Origin of the sequence: Streptomyces sp. NPDC048479 (genome assembly GCF_040651435.1) — a bacterium.
Classification (GTDB): Bacteria; Actinomycetota; Actinomycetes; order Streptomycetales; family Streptomycetaceae; genus Streptomyces.
Window position 1 is genome coordinate 213,794 of record NZ_JBEZKA010000003.1, and the last position, 14,844, is coordinate 228,637.

16 protein-coding genes and 1 pseudogene are annotated in these 14,844 nt (G+C 69.7%); 8 read left to right on the top strand and 9 right to left on the bottom strand.

Annotated elements, in window-relative coordinates; genetic code table 11:
- The first annotated feature begins 8 nt into the window (after nucleotides 1–8).
- The 3 genes from AB0D12_RS06265 to AB0D12_RS06275 all read left to right on the top strand — a co-directional run bounded on the left by AB0D12_RS06265 (nucleotide 9) and on the right by AB0D12_RS06275 (nucleotide 1,567).
- Nucleotides 9–548 (top strand): PadR family transcriptional regulator, encoded by a 540-nt coding sequence (locus tag AB0D12_RS06265; protein ID WP_362677610.1) that lies wholly within the window; start codon nucleotides 9–11, stop codon nucleotides 546–548.
- A gap of 118 nt (nucleotides 549–666) precedes the next feature.
- Nucleotides 667–849 carry a hypothetical protein gene (locus AB0D12_RS06270; protein WP_362677612.1) on the top strand — a complete coding sequence of 61 codons (183 nt, stop codon included), beginning with the start codon at nucleotides 667–669 and terminating at the stop codon, nucleotides 847–849.
- Between the two features lie 61 nt (nucleotides 850–910).
- Nucleotides 911–1,567 (top strand): class I SAM-dependent methyltransferase, encoded by a 657-nt coding sequence (locus AB0D12_RS06275; protein WP_327324940.1) that lies wholly within the window; start codon nucleotides 911–913, stop codon nucleotides 1,565–1,567.
- Nucleotides 1,568–1,587: 20 nt separating this feature from the next.
- Here AB0D12_RS06275 and sigJ read toward each other — a convergent pair whose 3' ends face one another.
- Nucleotides 1,588–2,517 carry an RNA polymerase sigma factor SigJ gene (gene sigJ, locus AB0D12_RS06280; RefSeq protein WP_362677614.1) on the bottom strand — a complete coding sequence of 310 codons (930 nt, stop codon included), beginning with the start codon at nucleotides 2,515–2,517 and terminating at the stop codon, nucleotides 1,588–1,590.
- A 72-nt stretch (nucleotides 2,518–2,589) separates the two neighbouring features.
- On the opposite strand from sigJ, the gene AB0D12_RS06285 reads away from it, so the two are divergent.
- The gene (locus AB0D12_RS06285) at nucleotides 2,590–3,045 is read left to right on the top strand and encodes a carboxymuconolactone decarboxylase family protein (RefSeq protein ID WP_362677616.1); all 456 of its coding nucleotides are present in this window, start codon (nucleotides 2,590–2,592) and stop codon (nucleotides 3,043–3,045) included.
- Between the two features lie 57 nt (nucleotides 3,046–3,102).
- On the opposite strand, the gene AB0D12_RS06290 is transcribed toward AB0D12_RS06285, so the two are convergent.
- Nucleotides 3,103–4,392 carry an alpha/beta family hydrolase gene (locus AB0D12_RS06290; RefSeq protein WP_362677618.1) on the bottom strand — a complete coding sequence of 430 codons (1,290 nt, stop codon included), beginning with the start codon at nucleotides 4,390–4,392 and terminating at the stop codon, nucleotides 3,103–3,105.
- Nucleotides 4,393–4,506: 114 nt separating this feature from the next.
- Here AB0D12_RS06290 and AB0D12_RS06295 point away from each other — a divergent pair, with 114 nt between their 5' ends.
- On the top strand, nucleotides 4,507–5,292 hold the full coding sequence (locus AB0D12_RS06295; RefSeq protein WP_362677620.1) for a TIGR01458 family HAD-type hydrolase: 786 nt from the start codon (nucleotides 4,507–4,509) through the stop codon (nucleotides 5,290–5,292).
- 16 nt (nucleotides 5,293–5,308) lie between these two features.
- On the opposite strand, the gene AB0D12_RS06300 is transcribed toward AB0D12_RS06295, so the two are convergent.
- From AB0D12_RS06300 to corA, 4 genes and pseudogenes are all read right to left on the bottom strand, one after another.
- The gene (locus tag AB0D12_RS06300; protein WP_362677622.1) at nucleotides 5,309–5,992 is read right to left on the bottom strand and encodes a histone deacetylase; all 684 of its coding nucleotides are present in this window, start codon (nucleotides 5,990–5,992) and stop codon (nucleotides 5,309–5,311) included.
- A 274-nt stretch (nucleotides 5,993–6,266) separates the two neighbouring features.
- Nucleotides 6,267–6,734 (bottom strand): NPCBM/NEW2 domain-containing protein, encoded by a 468-nt coding sequence (locus AB0D12_RS06305; RefSeq protein ID WP_362678009.1) that lies wholly within the window; start codon nucleotides 6,732–6,734, stop codon nucleotides 6,267–6,269.
- Nucleotides 6,726–8,447, bottom strand: a pseudogene (locus AB0D12_RS06310) (NPCBM/NEW2 domain-containing protein); the annotation flags it as partial. The gene AB0D12_RS06305 and the pseudogene AB0D12_RS06310, both read right to left, overlap by 9 nt.
- 149 nt (nucleotides 8,448–8,596) lie before the next feature.
- Complete coding sequence (corA, locus tag AB0D12_RS06315) at nucleotides 8,597–9,682, bottom strand: magnesium/cobalt transporter CorA (RefSeq protein ID WP_362677624.1); 1,086 nt, start codon at nucleotides 9,680–9,682, stop codon at nucleotides 8,597–8,599.
- A 193-nt stretch (nucleotides 9,683–9,875) separates the two neighbouring features.
- Here corA and AB0D12_RS06320 point away from each other — a divergent pair, with 193 nt between their 5' ends.
- Nucleotides 9,876–10,541, top strand: coding sequence for a DNA-binding response regulator (locus AB0D12_RS06320; RefSeq protein WP_362677626.1), 666 nt, complete (start codon nucleotides 9,876–9,878; stop codon nucleotides 10,539–10,541).
- Between the two features lie 188 nt (nucleotides 10,542–10,729).
- Nucleotides 10,730–11,602, top strand: a complete 873-nt coding sequence (locus AB0D12_RS06325) for a sigma-70 family RNA polymerase sigma factor (RefSeq protein ID WP_362677628.1) — start codon at nucleotides 10,730–10,732, stop codon at nucleotides 11,600–11,602.
- Nucleotides 11,603–11,681: 79 nt separating this feature from the next.
- Here the strand turns inward: AB0D12_RS06325 and AB0D12_RS06330 are convergent, their stop codons facing one another.
- The 3 genes from AB0D12_RS06330 to AB0D12_RS06340 all read right to left on the bottom strand — a co-directional run bounded on the left by AB0D12_RS06330 (nucleotide 11,682) and on the right by AB0D12_RS06340 (nucleotide 13,804).
- On the bottom strand, nucleotides 11,682–12,026 hold the full coding sequence (locus AB0D12_RS06330) for a VOC family protein (protein ID WP_362677630.1): 345 nt from the start codon (nucleotides 12,024–12,026) through the stop codon (nucleotides 11,682–11,684).
- 107 nt (nucleotides 12,027–12,133) lie between these two features.
- Nucleotides 12,134–12,883, bottom strand: coding sequence for a PP2C family serine/threonine-protein phosphatase (locus AB0D12_RS06335; protein ID WP_362677632.1), 750 nt, complete (start codon nucleotides 12,881–12,883; stop codon nucleotides 12,134–12,136).
- A 99-nt stretch (nucleotides 12,884–12,982) separates the two neighbouring features.
- Nucleotides 12,983–13,804, bottom strand: coding sequence for a maleylpyruvate isomerase family mycothiol-dependent enzyme (locus tag AB0D12_RS06340; RefSeq protein WP_362677633.1), 822 nt, complete (start codon nucleotides 13,802–13,804; stop codon nucleotides 12,983–12,985).
- 203 nt (nucleotides 13,805–14,007) lie between these two features.
- Here AB0D12_RS06340 and AB0D12_RS06345 point away from each other — a divergent pair, with 203 nt between their 5' ends.
- Entirely contained in the window at nucleotides 14,008–14,766 is a 759-nt protein-coding gene (locus AB0D12_RS06345) for an IclR family transcriptional regulator (RefSeq protein WP_362677635.1), read from the top strand.
- The last annotated feature ends 78 nt before the right edge of the window (nucleotides 14,767–14,844 follow it).

The window sequence follows — 14,844 nt, forward strand, 5'->3', positions numbered from 1 at the left end:
ATCGAGCCATGTCCCTCCCGCACGCGATCCTCACGGCCCTGCTCGAAAAGCCCTCGTCGGGGCTGGAGCTGACCCGCCGCTTCGACAAGTCGATCGGCTACTTCTGGTCGGCCACGCACCAGCAGATCTACCGCGAGCTGGGAAAACTGGAGCAGGCGGGCCATATCCGCGCACTGCCGTCGGCGCAGCCGACCCGCGGGCAGAAGAAGGACTACGAGGTCCTGCCCGCGGGCCGCGAGGAATTGACGGCGTGGGTCGCCAGGTCCGAGGACCCGAAGCCCGTCCGTGACCCGCTGTTGCTCCGGCTGCGTGCGGCGGGCGTGGTCGGCAGCGAGGGGCTCGAGGCGGAGCTGGAACGTCATCTCGCGCTGCACCGGCGGCAGTTGGAGGAGTACTCGGCCATCGAGGAGCGCGACTTTCCGCCGGAGCGGCAGTCGAGTGAGCAGGACAGGCTGCGGCATGTGGTGCTGCGCGGGGGCATCGAGCTGGAGACGTTCTGGACGAAGTGGCTCACCGATGCGCTGAAGGAGTTCGGGCGGCGGCCGTGACGTTCGCCGTGGCGGCGGCTGTGACGGTCGCTGTGACGTTCGCCGTAACGAGCGCCGCCTCACCGGACCGGCCGATCGCCGAAATGCGGCATCTGACGACCCATGAGATTGTCGCAAGATGATCGACTCCTTGATCGCCGCCTTCTGTGCGGCCGCGCTCGGCCTGCTCGTGACCTCTGTCCTCGGCCTCTCCCGAGCCGGCGGCGGCGACCCGTCGGCCGAGGCGCGCTCCGTGACGCTCGCGCTGTACGGCGCCGTCGTCGCCTTGGTGACACTCGGCCTGTTCATCGCCCTGACGTGAGGTGACTGCAGACGTCCGAAGTGAGCGGCCGTTGTCAGTGGCTGCTGAGAGGCTCTGTGTCATGACCGACCCCACTGCTGCGATCACCGACTACTGGGACGCCGCCGCGCCCGGCTTCGACGACGAACCGGACCACGGACTCCGCGCCGGACTGACGCGTGCCGCATGGGACCGGCTGCTGCGCTCCTGGCTGCCGTCAGACCCGGTGGACGTTCTCGATGCCGGCTGCGGCACCGGCTCCCTGTCCCTGCTGCTCGCCGAGGCCGGACACCGGGTGACCGGCGTCGACCTGGCGCCACGCATGGTCGACCAGGCGCGTGCGAAGCTCGCGGCCGCCGGCCTCACGGCCCGTTTCCTGGTCGGGGACGCGGCGATTCCGCCGACGGGCGACCGGCGCTTCGACGTCCTCCTCTCCCGGCACCTGGTGTGGACGCTGCCCGACCCCGAGGCCGCGTTGCGCGAGTGGGTAAGCCGCTTGCGGCCCGGCGGCCGGCTGGTGCTGGTCGAGGGCCGGTGGCGCGAGGCCGGGCAGAAGGGAGTGCCTTACGTGCCGGAAGCCGCGTCGCTGCCGTGGAACGGTGGAATCGGTGCGGCGGAACTGGCCGCCGCCGTACGCCCACTCGTGGCGGAGGTGCGCGTCGAACCGCTCAGCGGTGACCCGCAGTTGTGGGGCGGCCCGGTGACCGACGAACGGTACGCGCTGATCGCCGAGGTCTGACAGGCACGTAGCGCGGTTCGTCAGTCGTCGCGGTCGTCCTGGTCGGTGAGGTCGGTGAGGTCGGTGAGGTCGCTGAGGTCGCTGAGGTCGAGCCCGCGGAGGCGCTCGGGGTCGGCGAGGATGTCGATTTCCACGATCTTCCCGTGCGTGAGCGTGAAGCCCATGACCGAGAGCAGCTGTCCCGCGGGAGCCGCGACGATACCCGCGGCTCCGTTGACCAGAGCCGGCTGTGCGTACTGGGCGAACCGCGAGAACGTGATCGCCTGCTCGACCACGGCCAGCGCACCGCGAACCACCTCCGACACGCCCACAGCCGACACACCGCTGTCGGCCCGGAGCACCACATCCGGGTCCAGCAGCGTGAGGAGCGCCTCGAAGTCACCGCCGCGCGAGGCGGCGAGGAAGGCGTCGACCACCTCTCGCTGACGGGCGAGATCGGTGTCGGCAACCGGCGCCGCGCCCTGCACCCGGCGGCGGGCACGGCTGGCGAGCTGCCGGGTCGCGGCCGGAGTGCGTTCCACGATGGAGGCGATCTCGTCGAAGGAGACGGCGAACATGTCGTGCAGGACGAAGGCGAGCCGCTCGGCGGGCGCCAGCGTGTCGAGGACCACGAGCAGGGCGAGACCGACCGAGTCGGCCTGCAGCGCCTCGTGTTCGGGGTCGACCGCCTCCGCGCGGCCGACGACCGGGTCCGGCACATACACGTCCAGCGGGTCCTCGCGCCGTGATGTGCGCGTACGCAGCATGTCCAGGCACACCCGTCCCACGACCGTCGTCAGCCATCCGGCGAGGTTGCCGATGTCGCTGGTGTCGGAGCGGCTGAGCCGTAACCAGGCTTCCTGGACCGCGTCTTCCGCCTCGCTGAGCGATCCGAGCATCCGGTAGGCGACCGCCCGCAGATGGGGCCGCTCGGCTTCGAATCTCTCCGCCAGAAAAACCTTCTCGTCCATCGGTCACATTCTTCCGTCGAGATCCGTCAGAGGAGTGAGGAACGAAACCAGGTGGATACGAGGAGAGCAATCATGGAAGCACGTATGAGCAACCCCGCGGTGGTCATTCCCGAGGCCATGCCCGCCATCCTGAACGTGCTCAAGGCCACGAGGAAGGGTGGCGTGCCGGAGACGACGCTCGAGCTGGTGCACCTGCGCGCCAGCCAGATAAACGGCTGCGGCGTCTGTGTCGACGGGGGCGTGCGCAGCGCCAGGAAGGCGGGCGAAACGGACGAGCGGCTGTTCGCGGTGGCGGCCTGGCGCGAGACGCCGTACTTCACCGACGCCGAACGCGCCGCTCTCGCGCTCACCGAGGCCGCCACCCGGCTGAGCGACCGCTCCGACCCGGTACCGGACGCCGTCTGGGACGACGCCGCCGACCACTACGACGAGCAGCAGCTCGCCGCGCTGATCCTGATGATCGGCGTCACCAATCTCTTCAACCGCCTCAACGCCACCACCAAGCAGGTCGCCGGCGCATCCTGGTAGCTGAGCCGCACGCCGTCACGCCGGGGGCATGCTCCGTCAGCGCAGGAGTATTGCCCCCTATGACGGCCGGTCAGTGTCTGTCGAGTGCCTGACGAACCAGGAGCGGGCGAGATCCGCGACCTGGTCCAGGGCCCCGGGTTCCTCGAAGAGATGCGTGGCACCGGGGACGATCTCGAGCCGGTTCTCGCAGCGCAGCTCCGCCTGCGCGTGCCGGTTGAGATCGAGCACCAAGGTGTCGTGGCCGCCCACGATGAGCAGGGTGGGCGCCCGTACGTCCGCGAGGTGCGGTCCGGCGAGGTCGGGCCGACCGCCGCGGGAGACCACGGCACCGATGTCCGAGTCGGCCGAAGCGGCGGCCCGCAGTGCCGCCGCGGCTCCGGTGCTCGCCCCGAAGTAGCCGATCGGGAGGGACTCGCGGCTCCGCAGCCAGCGGGTCGCGTCCGCCAGCCGCTGGGCCAGGGTTTCGATGTCGAAGACGTTCGCCCGGTCGGCTTCTTCCGCCGGTGTGAGCAGGTCGAAGAGCAAGGTGCCCAGACCCGCCCGGTTCAGGGCCGTCGCCACGTGCCGGTTGCGCGGGCTGTGGCGGCTGCTGCCCGAGCCGTGGGCGAACATCACCACCGCTCGTGCACCGTCCGGAAGGGTGAGGTCCCCGGCCAGCCGGACCCCGCCGACGTCCACTTCGACCCCGGTGACCTCGGCTTCCGTGGTCCCGACGTCCGCGGCCTGCGCGAGCAGCGAGACGACTTCTTCGTCGGGGGTCTGGGAGAAGTCCCGGTACCACTCGCCGACGGCGGAGAACATGGCCGGCGTGGAGAGGCACACCACTTCGTCCGCCTTGGTGCGCAGCCAGGCGGCGGCGTCCGGTGGCGCCACCGGAACGGCCAGCACCACACGGCCGGCGCCCTGCGCCCGTACGACCTCGCAGGCGGCCGCCGCCGTGGCACCGGTCGCGATCCCGTCGTCCACGATGATCGCCGTCCGGCCGTCGAGCGCCACGCGCGGCCGGTCCTCACGGAACCGCCGCGCCTGCCGTACGAGTTCCGCCTCCTCGGCGTGCTCGACCGATGTGAGTTCCTCGCGCCGGAGCCTGCCGCGGCGGACGATGTCGTCGCTGATGACCCGCACTCCGCCTTCGCCGATGGCGCCGAACGCCAGCTCCCGGTGGTACGGGACGCCGAGCTTGCGGACCACGATCACATCGAGCGGGGCGCCGAGCGCCCGCGCCACTTGGAAGGCCACCGGGACTCCGCCCCGGGGCAGTCCCAGGACGACGGGTTTCTCCTCCTGAAGGTGACGTAGCGCTTCGGCCAGGCGCCTCCCCGCGTCCGTACGATCGGTGAACAGCACAGTGGTTCACCCCCAACCCAGGGGAGACAGGAACCACTCCCGCACCTCTTTAAAAATAACCCCATTTGCCGCTGCTGAGGAGGTTGGCGAGGTCCGGAGGCTACGGTCGTTCGTATGGAACGAATCGGCGCGGTCCTGATCGATATCGACGGCGTGCTCACCGTGTCCTGGAAGCCGCTGCCCGGCGCCGTAGCGGCCATGGAACGCCTGCGAGCCGCGGGACTCCCCCTGGCGCTGGTCACCAACAACACCTCACGGACCCGCGCCTCGATCGCCGCGAAGCTGTCCGGTGCGGGCTTTCCGGTCGGTGTCGACGACATCCTCACGGCGCCCGCCGTCACCGCCGCGTACCTGCGCGAGCACTATCCGGAAGCCCGCTGCCTGCTGATCAACACCGGTGACGTACGGGACGATCTCGCGGGCGTGACGCTCGTCGACGAAGGTGATGACGCAGCCCCTGACGTGGTGGTCTTCGGCGGCGCGGGCGAAGAATTCACGTATCCGGTCCTCAACCGTGCCTTCCGCGAGCTGCAGCGCGGTGCGCCGCTCGTCGCGATGCACCGGAATCTGTACTGGCGTACGTCGGACGGGCTCGAGCTCGACACCGGGGCGTTCCTCCTGGGGCTGGAACGGGCCGCCCGCGTCGAGGCGGAGATCACCGGCAAGCCGGCCGAGGCGTTCTTCGCCACCGCCCTGGCCCACCTCGGCGCCGAGGCGTCGGAGACGATGATGGTGGGCGACGACATCGAATCCGATGTACTGGCGGCCCAGCGCTGTGCAATCACGGGCGTGCTGGTGAAGACCGGCAAGTACCTGCCCGAGACGCACGAGGCGGCCGACGGCACACCGGACCACGTTCTCGACTCCTTCGCCGACCTGCCTGACCTGCTGGAACTCTGAGACGCCCGGCCTGCGCTCACGCCGAACCGTTCCCGCGCCTGTTCCCGCGCCCGCTCCCGTTCTCGTTCCCGCTGCCGTCGGAGACCAGTGCCGCGATCTCCGCGGCCGTCCACTGTCCCTCGGCCCCCGGGCAGCCCGCCAGATACTCGGCGGCCCGCAGCGCACTCCATCCGTGTGCCGCGACGACCCCCGCCACGAGATGCCGCAGGTAGGCCGCAGCGGGTGGTTCAACCGCGACGTCTCCGACGCCCCACGGGGCCGTGAACGTCAGCACCGGACAACCGTCCAGCAGACCGGCGCACACCAGCGTCTCGTACCGCCCGGGGCCCGTCTCCGCGCGCCCCCGGCCGAGAACCTCCTTCAGATCGAGATCCGGTCCCGGCTCCCGGTACATCTCCTGCGCTGCGATGTCGGAGAACTGCGCGGCTGTCAGCAAGTAGGCGCGGGCGGGAAGTTCACCGCCGCCTTCGGGGTCGTAGAACGCTCTGCCGCCGGTCCACACCAGCGACTCGGTCGCGAAGTACAGCAGCCCCGGCAGCATGACCGCCACCGAACGCGCGGGCGGGCGGGAGTCCCGGCAACCGGTGAGGTAGTCGTTCAGCCGGTCAAGATCCATGTTGGAGCCGTATGCCGCGTACCAGACGCGAAGGACGCTTTCGCCGTATCCGTCGAGGGCTTCGGGCCGCCGGGCTCTGATCACGTGCTCACTCCGCAGGGACGTTGTATGCCGTGGCCTTCCACTATCCACGGCTGTCTCCACTGCGAGACCGCCGTCCCGTCGTGCGTCGATCACGCGTTGCATCTCAGACATGCCGCTCGGCCGTTGCCGGGGCGGGCCGCTGCTCGCGTACGACTCTGGTGCGGCCGGACGTGCGCGAGCTCTTCCCTGCGCCGGTCGCCGGCGCCGGGCTGTGCGACGAGCCCGGCGCCACCACGTCGGAGGAGGGCGGGGGATGCCGCGCCGCTCCGACCCCTCAGGTGCAGGTGAGCCTGGGTGCCGTCCAGTCGGCGTGGTCGTAGTTGATGCCGTCGCCGCCGTCGGTGACCACCAGCCTGAGTTCCAGGCCGCCGGTGAGAGCCGCGGTGAGGTCTCTGGACGCGTCGGCGCCGGTGAGCCTGCCGCTGTCGGCGACCTTTGTGCCGTCCCGGTAGATCTGGAAGACCACCGACCCGTTCGCGCCCCCCGACTCGTCGTCGACGCCGACGCCGGTGGTCAGCGTCGTACAGCTGCCGCCGAGGTAGTACGTGATCGTGGAGCCCGCGTGGGTGCCGAGGCCCTTGGCGTAGGTGGTGCCGTTGACGGTGAGGGTTCTGCCGTCGCCTGCGGCCTGTTCGGCGTTGCTGCGGTCGCGTTCGACCGGGCCCCAGCCGTTGACCGCCGATGTCCACGACAGGTCGCTGAGTGCGTGCGTACCGGCCGCGGGGCCGTTGCCGCAGGTCAGCTTGGCGTCGGCCCAGTCGGCGTGGTCATAGTTGATGCCGTCGCCGCCGTCGGTGACGACCAGCCTCAGTTTCGTACCGCCTGCGAGGTCGGCAGTCAGTCGGCGGGGCGGGTCCGCGGCCGTGCGCAGCCCGCTGTCGGCGACCAGCGCGGTGTCGCGATAGATCCTGAACACCGCCGAACCGCCCGCTGTCGACTCGTCGTCCACGCCGACATCGACGCTCAACGACCGGCACCTGCCGCCCAGGTGGTACGTGATGTCACTTGCCGCGTGGGTGCCGAGGCCCTTGGCGTAGGTGGTGCCGTTGACGGTGAGGGTCCTGCCGTCGCCTGCGGCCTGTTCGGCGTTGCTGCGGTCGCGTTCGACCGGGCCCCAGCCGTTCACCGCCGACGTCCACGGCAGGTCGCTGAGCTGGTTGACCCCGGCCGGCGGCGGCACCGGAGCGCCTGGCGTCACGCGGTACATCACCGTGCCGTGCGCGGGCACCGAAGCGCTGATGGTGCCCGTGGTGGTGCTGGTCTGCTGGGACCAGAGATCCTTGAGGGCGTACAAGGACGCGCCGCCGATCCCGATCGCCTCGACGGTCGTCGAGATCGTCCTCGTGGAAGTGGTCTCATTCGTGAGAGTCACCGAACGGCCGCCGTCCGCCAGGGGTTTGGACATCACCACCAGGCCGCCTGAGCTTGCCACCACTGTGCCCTGCTTGCCCAGGCTGTCCTGGTCGACCGCGATGACGTCGGTGTTCTTCAGGATCGCGAGGGTCGCGGGGGAGGCGCTGCGCAGATCACTGCCGATCAGCAGTGGGGCGGCCATCTGCGCCCAGAGGCTGAAGTGGGTGCGGTACTCGATGTCGGTCATCCCGCCGTTGCCGACCTCGAGCATGTCCGGGTCGTTCCAGGCGCCGGGCTTGGCGTACGGCGCCAGCCCCTGGTTCTGGTGCGCGATGCCGATCATGCTGGACCAGGAATCGCTGATGTCCCCGGTGGTGCGCCAGGAGTTGCCGAGGTCCGGCGCCCAGTTCCAGGGCTGGTTCTCGCCCCACTCGCAGATGCTGTAGAGGATCGGCCGGCCGGTCGCCTTCAGCGCGTTGGCCATCGCCGTATAGCGCTGCTTGGCGTCGGCGCCGGTGTTGTTGCAGTTGTCGTACTTGAGGTAGTCCACGCCCCAGGACGCCCACAGGTTGGCATCCTGCTGCTCGTGGCCGAGACCGCCGGGAAACCCCTGTACGTCACAGGTCTTGGTGCCGGCACTGGAGTAGATCCCGAACTTCAGTCCCTTGGAGTGCACATAGTCGGCGACTGCCTTGATACCGCCCGGGAAGCGCACCGGGTCGGGGACGAGATTCCCGGCGGCGTCGCGCGAGGGGAGTGCCCAGCAGTCGTCGATGTTGACGAAGGTGTACCCGGCGTTCTTGAGGCCCTGCGAGACGAAGGTGTCGGCGATGCCCTTGACCATCGCCTCGTTGAACTCGGCCCGGCAGTGGGTGGAGTTCCAGTTGTTGAAGCCCATCTGGGGCGTACGCGCCAGGCCGTTGTCGGTGGCCGGCGCCGTGACGGCCGTGACAGCTCGCGCGTCCGTGGCGGTTGCGGCAGCGGCTGCGGCAGCCGGGACGGCGATGAGCGCCCCGCCGCCGGTGAGCAGCGTGAGCGCGGCGGTTACGACGGCCAGGCGCTCTCTGATGGTGTGTCGTTCGGTGTGTCGTTCGGTGTGCATGTTCGGCTCCGGAGGGGGGTGAATGGCGCACAAACAAACGGGGGCGAACGAAAGCGACCACATCTCAGCGCCGAGTCAGGCACATGTCAATAGAGTGGGCGTCAACTGCCCGTCCGGGAGCCGAGGGAAGCCGAGGGAAGCCGAGGGAGTCAGAGCCAGCCGTTGCGGCGGAAGCTGCGGTGGACGACGAAGCAGGCGACGGCCATGACGCCGAGGACGAGCGGGTAGCCGTAGGCCCAGCGCAGCTCCGGCATGTGGTCGAAGTTCATGCCGTACACCCCGCAGACCATGGTCGGCACGGCGATGATCGCCGCCCATGCGGTGATCTTGCGCATGTCCTCGTTCTGGGCGACGGTCACCTGCGCGAGGTGGGCCTGGAGGATCGAGTCGAGCAGCGCGTCGAACGACGTGATCTGCTCGGTGACGCGCGACAGATGGTCGGCGACATCACGGAAGTACGGCTGGATGTCCGGGCCGACCAGCGGCAGCGGCTGGCTGGCCAGGGCGTGCACCGGCCGGTCCAGCGGCGCCACCGCGCGCCTGAGCTCCAGCAGCTCGCGCTTCAGCTGGTAGATCCGGCCCGCGTCGGCATGGCCCCCCTGCTCGCTGAAGACGGCGGTCTCGACGGCGTCGATGTCGTTCTGCACGGCGTCCGCCACGGCGAGATAGTCGTCGACCACCTGGTCGGCTATGGCGTGCAGTACGGCGGCGGGCCCCTTGGCCAGCTGCTCCGGCGTGGCCTCCAGGGCCTCCCGGAGCGGGCCGAGCGAACCGTGCCTGCCGTGCCGGACGGTGATCACGAAGTCGGTACCGGTGAAGATCATGAGCTCCCCGGTGTCCACCACCTCGCTGGTGGCGGTGAGTTCCTCGTGCTCGACGTAGCGGCAGGTCTTGAAGACGGCGAACAGTGACTCGTCGTACCGCTCCACCTTGGGTCGCTGATGCGCGTCCACCGCGTCCTCGACGGCCAGCGGATGCAGTCCGAACAGCTCGGCGACCCCGGCGAACTCCGCATCGGAGGGCTCGTGCAGCCCGATCCACACAAAGCCGCGGCCGGTCTTGCGCACCCGCCGTACGGCCTCGTCGACCGGGTAGTTCTCGGGCTGCCGTACGCCGTCCTCGTAGATCACGCAGTTGACGACCGTGCTGCCGAGCGGGGAGCGGGCCGGATGGCTCAGGTCCACCACGGTCTTGCGGGCGGCGCGGCGCACCGCACGGCGGAGATTGCGGATCATCGGCACGGCGAACTCCTTCGGGCAACAACCGCCAGTGTGCCACCGGCCGCTGCCGGTCCGGCTGCGGCCCTCGCCCAGGCGGGTACCGGCCCTTGCTCAGGCCGGCTGCGGCCCTGCTCAGGCCGGTATCGGCTCCGCACCGTAGGCGGTCACGTTGACCGTGATCGTCAGCGGGTCGCAGACTGTTCGAACGATGGCAACCGATCAGATCGTGACCCTGCGGGGCGAGCGGGAACTGGTGCGCCGGGCCGGGCACCTGTTCACCGGAGCGCGGCAGGAGTTCCTGTGCGCGGCCGCGGACCTGCTGACCTGGTCGTCCGGAGTGAACGCCGCCTTCGCCGGAGGCAAGCGGCCGCCTCTGACGCCGGGCGGTCTGTCGATGCGCAAGCTGTACACCACGCAGGCGCTGGCCGACGCCGAATCCGAGCGTCGTCTGGTGAGGATCGCCGAGTCGGGCGCCCAGATACGGATCTGCGCGGGGCCGCTCGCCCGCGAGGCGATTGTCATCGACCGGCAGGTCGCGATCCTCGCCGGAACACCGGTCCGCGGGGTACGGACCTACACGGTGGTCCGGTCACCGGACGTTGTCGACGGTGTCAGATCGCTGATCCACGCGACCTGGGAGACCGCCGCCGACCTGGCCGACGTCCGGCGCACACGTCCTCCCGTACTCAACGATCAGGCCCGCGAGATCCTGCGGATGCTCAGCGCCGGACACACCGACGAGACGGCATCACGGCACCTCGGCATGTCTCTGCGCACCTACCGCAGACGCGTCGCCGAGCTCATGACGACGCTGGGCGCCACGTCGCGTTTCCAAGCCGGCATCCGCGCCAGGGAATTCGGCGTCGGGGTCTGACTCCGCGGGCCGGCCGATCCGTCGAACGCCCCGCGGCGCACGTTCTGGCTGCGGGCATCCGACCGGTACCGACAGGTGCCGGTCAGCGGCTTGTCGCGGCTTTTCGATCAGCCGCAGCTGGATTCCTGTCACATCTGCTCGGGTTTCGTGGGTCACTCATACGACGTCGCGACGAAGGAATGTGACCGATGGACGAGAACGAGGTTCTGGCGGAGCGCTTCGAGGAGCACCGGGCCCACCTGCGGGCGGTGGCCTACCGGATGCTCGGCTCGTCGGCCGAGGCGGACGATGCCGTCCAGGATGCCTGGCTACGGCTCAGCCGTTCCGACACCGGCGACGTCGAGAACCTGGGCGGATGGCTGACGACGGTCGTCGCGCGGGTCTCGCTCAACATGCTGCGCTCACGCAAGACCCGGCGCGAGGACCCATGGGACGCCCACCTGCCCGAACCCGCCGTGGGCCACGAGGACACCGCCGACCCCGAGCACCAGGCGCTGCTCGCCGACTCGGTCGGCCTGGCGCTCCTCGTGGTACTCGACGCGCTGGCGCCCGCCGAGCGGCTCGCCTTCGTCCTGCACGACATGTTCGCCGTGCCCTTCGACGAGATCGCCCCGATCGTGGAGCGCACTCCGGCCGCGACCCGGCAGCTCGCCAGCCGCGCTCGCCGGCGGGTGCAAGGAACGCCCGGGGTTCCCGAAACCGATGTCACCCGCCAGCGAGAAGTCGTCGACGCCTTCCTCGCCGCCTCACGTGGCGGCGACTTCGACGCGCTGCTCGCACTGCTCGACCCCGACGTCGTACTCCGTACGGACACCGCGGCCGCACTGTCGGGTGCGGGCGCTGCGCGCGGTGCCGCTGCCGTGGCCGACACCTTCGCGGGCCGCGCCAAGGCCGCACAGCCTGCGCTCATCAACGGCGCCGCAGGACTCGTCTGGGCCCCGGGCGGACGTCCGCGCGTCGTCTTCGGCTTCACGATCACGCACGGAAGGATCACCGCGATCGACATCCTCGCCGACGCCGAACGGCTCAGCGGGCTCGACCTGGAGGTCCTGAGCGACTGAGAAGCCGGCGCCTCCGGCTCCCCGGCCCGCCGCCCCCGTGGCCGACCGGTCAAGGCAGGTCAAGGCAGGTCAAGGCAGGTCAGGCCGCCTGGATGAGTCCGATGGTGTTGCCGTCGGAGTCCTTCACGATGGCGGTCAGCTTGCCGCCACCGACATCCTGAATGTCCTGCACCGCTTCCGCACCCGCACCGAGGAGGGCGCTGACAGCACTCCGGATGTCGTCGACGTGCCAGTAGCCGACCGGGCCGGTCATTCCCTTGCTGTGGCCATGGGGGTCCAGACCGATGTCCTGGCCGCCGACCCTGAAGCCGACGTAGTAGGCCTCGTCCATGACGGGCTCCACGCCGAGCAGCTCGCTGTACAGGGCCTTGGCCTCGGCGAGGTCCTTGACGGGGTAGATGATCGTCTTCATGCCTTCAGTCATGGCGTACTCCTCATATCGCGGTCTCATCAGCTTTGACGGAGTCCGGTCCGTCACCGGGCTGACCCGCCGCGCCGGAGGAATGTGACCGGATGGCACAAGAATCTCCGCTATTCGAAGGCCTTATTCGCCGATACCACCGCGAACGTGATGTTGTCAGGCCCGCCCGCCTCGATGGCGGCCTTCCACAACTCGTAGGCGGCCCTGTCGTCGTCGTGCACCCGCAGCAGGCTCTCGATCGCATCGTCCGGCACCGGGTCGGTCAGCCCGTCGGTGCAGATCAAGTAGCGATCGCCCGTGGACACCGGGGCGGCGGTGATGTGCGCCGTGATGGCGCTGAACGCGGGGCTGCCGCCGAGCGTCTGTGTGACGGCTGACGTGGTGCGCCGCCCAGGTGCCGGCGGCGGGCTGTCGTCCACGCTCACCTGGCGAAGTCCGTCCTCAGTCACGTGGAACACTTTGCTGTCGCCGACATTGAACGTCAGCAGCGAATCCGCCAGCACGACGACGCCCGCGACCGTGGTTCCCATGGTGACCTGCTCAGGAACCCCCTCGGCGGCCGCGTACACCGAGCGATTGCAGAGGTCGAGAACGTCACGGACCGCTTGCTCGCCGTCCAAGGCAGGACCGAGCGAGGCGAGTTGGCGGACGACCAGTGAACTCGCCACTTCGCCGGCCGGCTGCCCGCCGAGCCCGTCGGCGACCGCGACGACGAGCGGTGTGCCTGCGGGGAACAGCAGCGTCTGGGGACTCTCGGTCACGGTGCCGCACAGCGTCCACGGTCCGACGACGAGGCTGTCCTCGTTGTGATCCCGGATCAGCCCGTCATGGCTCAAAGCGGTCACAGCTATGTACGGCACCGGCGTTTCCCGCCCTTCCGCAACGGCAGGTGTGTCCCTCACCACCATTGTGACGCCGCGAGGGTGCCGGTCGCAGTGCCGGGGCCCCGCGGAAGCGGTTCAGGGCGCCGTGAAGAGTGTCGGGAAGCGGGGAGCGAGCCAGGGCTTGCGGCCCCAGGTGAGGACGCGGCCCCGGGCCATTGCGCCCCACGGCTCGCAGCGGCCGAGCGCCATGAGCAGGAAGGTGACCGGCTCGGTGAGGATGGTGCAGTCCGGCCGGCTCGGCGGCTGCGCGCTCACGGCCACGGCGCCGTTGGTGAAGGTGGCGCCGAAGCGGGCGCCGCCCCACAGGCGGATCGTGTAGCGGGCGGTCAGCCCGGCGGTGGTGGCGGTGTCGACCACCCGTGGCATGGCCGTGATCAGGAAGGGCAGGGTCAGCTCGACCCGGGCGCGGTCGATCATGTGCGGACGGCCCAGCGCGCGGGCGAGGTCGTAGCCGTGCCCGAGCATGTGCGCCAGCAGGTACGAGCCCAGTTCGGCCTGGCTCATCGGGCCCAGCGGGGTGAACACAGTCCCCTCCACCGTGCGCTGGTCCACCGCCTCGATGAACGCGGCAGCATGCTCCACGATCATCCCGGCCAGCGGATCGGCCGCGCGCTCGTCGAACTCGGCGAGCGCGCGCTCGTTGGCCTCGGCCAGGCTCTGCGCGGTGCCGTTCCCGTAGCTGCGCTCGTGCCCTGCCGCGATATCGGCCATCAGCTCATTGGCCTGGGCCAGATGCGCTGCCGCCGCACCGACGCTCCACTCCGACCCGGGTACCGGAACACCTGTGTCGGCAACCCCGCGCAGCAGCGCGGCGATCTCCTCGGCGGTGTCGCGTATCGCGTCACCGAGTCCCGCGGGCAGAGTGCCTCGTACTTCCTGCCCAGCCACTGGTGCCACGACTCTCCCTCGTCACCCTCGTACCCACAGCGGATACGCAGCCCGTCGGCGAACCTGTTCGAGATCGCCCGGGTAGACAACCAGGCAAAGAGAGCTGCGACAAGAGCTTGGGCACCAAACCGGACGGATCCGGTCCGGGGTCACGTCGGCGCCCCAGGCAGAGGCGCCTTGCTAACGCGAAGCGCCGGGCGCAATCTGGGGGTATGGGTGCTCAAGAGGGCCCAACACTCATCACTTCCGTGCAGCGAGCCTTCCGCTTGATGGAAGCCGTGGGGGCACACGAGGGCGGCGTACCGGCGAAGCAGCTGGCGCGTGAGGTAGGGCTGCCCCTGGCCACCACGTACCACCTGCTCCGGACGATGGTCAACGACGGGTATCTACGGAAGCTGGACGACGGCGGGTTCGTCATCGGGGACAAGCTGCACGTGCTGCATGCCGGAAGCCGTGGGCAGGCGCTGCTCACGCGCATCCGTCCCACGCTCGCCGCTCTGCGGGACGAGATTTCGGCGGCCGCCTATCTGACCTTCTACGAGGACGGCGAGATCCGGGTCGCCGAGATCGTCGACAGCCCCCGGGCACCACGGGCCGACCTCTGGGTGGGATTCGAGGACGCCGGGCACGCCACGGCGCTGGGCAAGTGCGTTCTGCGTGAGCTGGACGACGACTCCCGCGGCGACTACCTCTCCCGGCACCGTCTCGCCGATCTCACGCCACGGACGATCACGCACCGTTCCGAACTGCTCCGCCGGCTCGATTCGTCACCCGCCACCCCGGCCGTCATGGACCTGGAGGAGTACTCCCTCGGTACGGTCTGCGTCGCCGTGCCCGTATACAGCGGGCAGACACTCGGCTCGCTCGGTGTCTCCGTCCGGGCGGACCGGCTCTCCCGAATCGATCAAGTCCTCGCGCAGCTGATCCCGGCAGCGAATCGCGTGACCAGGGGCCTTTCACTCACTATCTGAAAATCCTGCCCTTGTGACCCACCCGCTCATACCTGTTACCTGGACATACCGGGCGATTCAGGCCTCACTAACGGATCA

Excerpts from the sequence above, each read along its gene's own strand:
- AB0D12_RS06265 (WP_362677610.1), top strand. The coding sequence starts at position 9 with ATGTCCCTCCCGCACGCGATCCTCACGGCCCTGCTCGAAAAGCCCTCG.
- AB0D12_RS06270 (WP_362677612.1), top strand. The coding sequence starts at position 667 with ATGATCGACTCCTTGATCGCCGCCTTCTGTGCGGCCGCGCTCGGCCTG.
- AB0D12_RS06275 (WP_327324940.1), top strand. The coding sequence starts at position 911 with ATGACCGACCCCACTGCTGCGATCACCGACTACTGGGACGCCGCCGCG.
- sigJ (WP_362677614.1), bottom strand. The coding sequence starts at position 2,517 with ATGGACGAGAAGGTTTTTCTGGCGGAGAGATTCGAAGCCGAGCGGCCC.
- AB0D12_RS06285 (WP_362677616.1), top strand. The coding sequence starts at position 2,590 with ATGGAAGCACGTATGAGCAACCCCGCGGTGGTCATTCCCGAGGCCATG.
- AB0D12_RS06295 (WP_362677620.1), top strand. The coding sequence starts at position 4,507 with ATGGAACGAATCGGCGCGGTCCTGATCGATATCGACGGCGTGCTCACC.
- corA (WP_362677624.1), bottom strand. The coding sequence starts at position 9,682 with ATGATCCGCAATCTCCGCCGTGCGGTGCGCCGCGCCGCCCGCAAGACC.
- AB0D12_RS06320 (WP_362677626.1), top strand. The coding sequence starts at position 9,876 with ATGGCAACCGATCAGATCGTGACCCTGCGGGGCGAGCGGGAACTGGTG.
- AB0D12_RS06325 (WP_362677628.1), top strand. The coding sequence starts at position 10,730 with ATGGACGAGAACGAGGTTCTGGCGGAGCGCTTCGAGGAGCACCGGGCC.
- AB0D12_RS06330 (WP_362677630.1), bottom strand. The coding sequence starts at position 12,026 with ATGACTGAAGGCATGAAGACGATCATCTACCCCGTCAAGGACCTCGCC.
- AB0D12_RS06345 (WP_362677635.1), top strand. The coding sequence starts at position 14,008 with ATGGGTGCTCAAGAGGGCCCAACACTCATCACTTCCGTGCAGCGAGCC.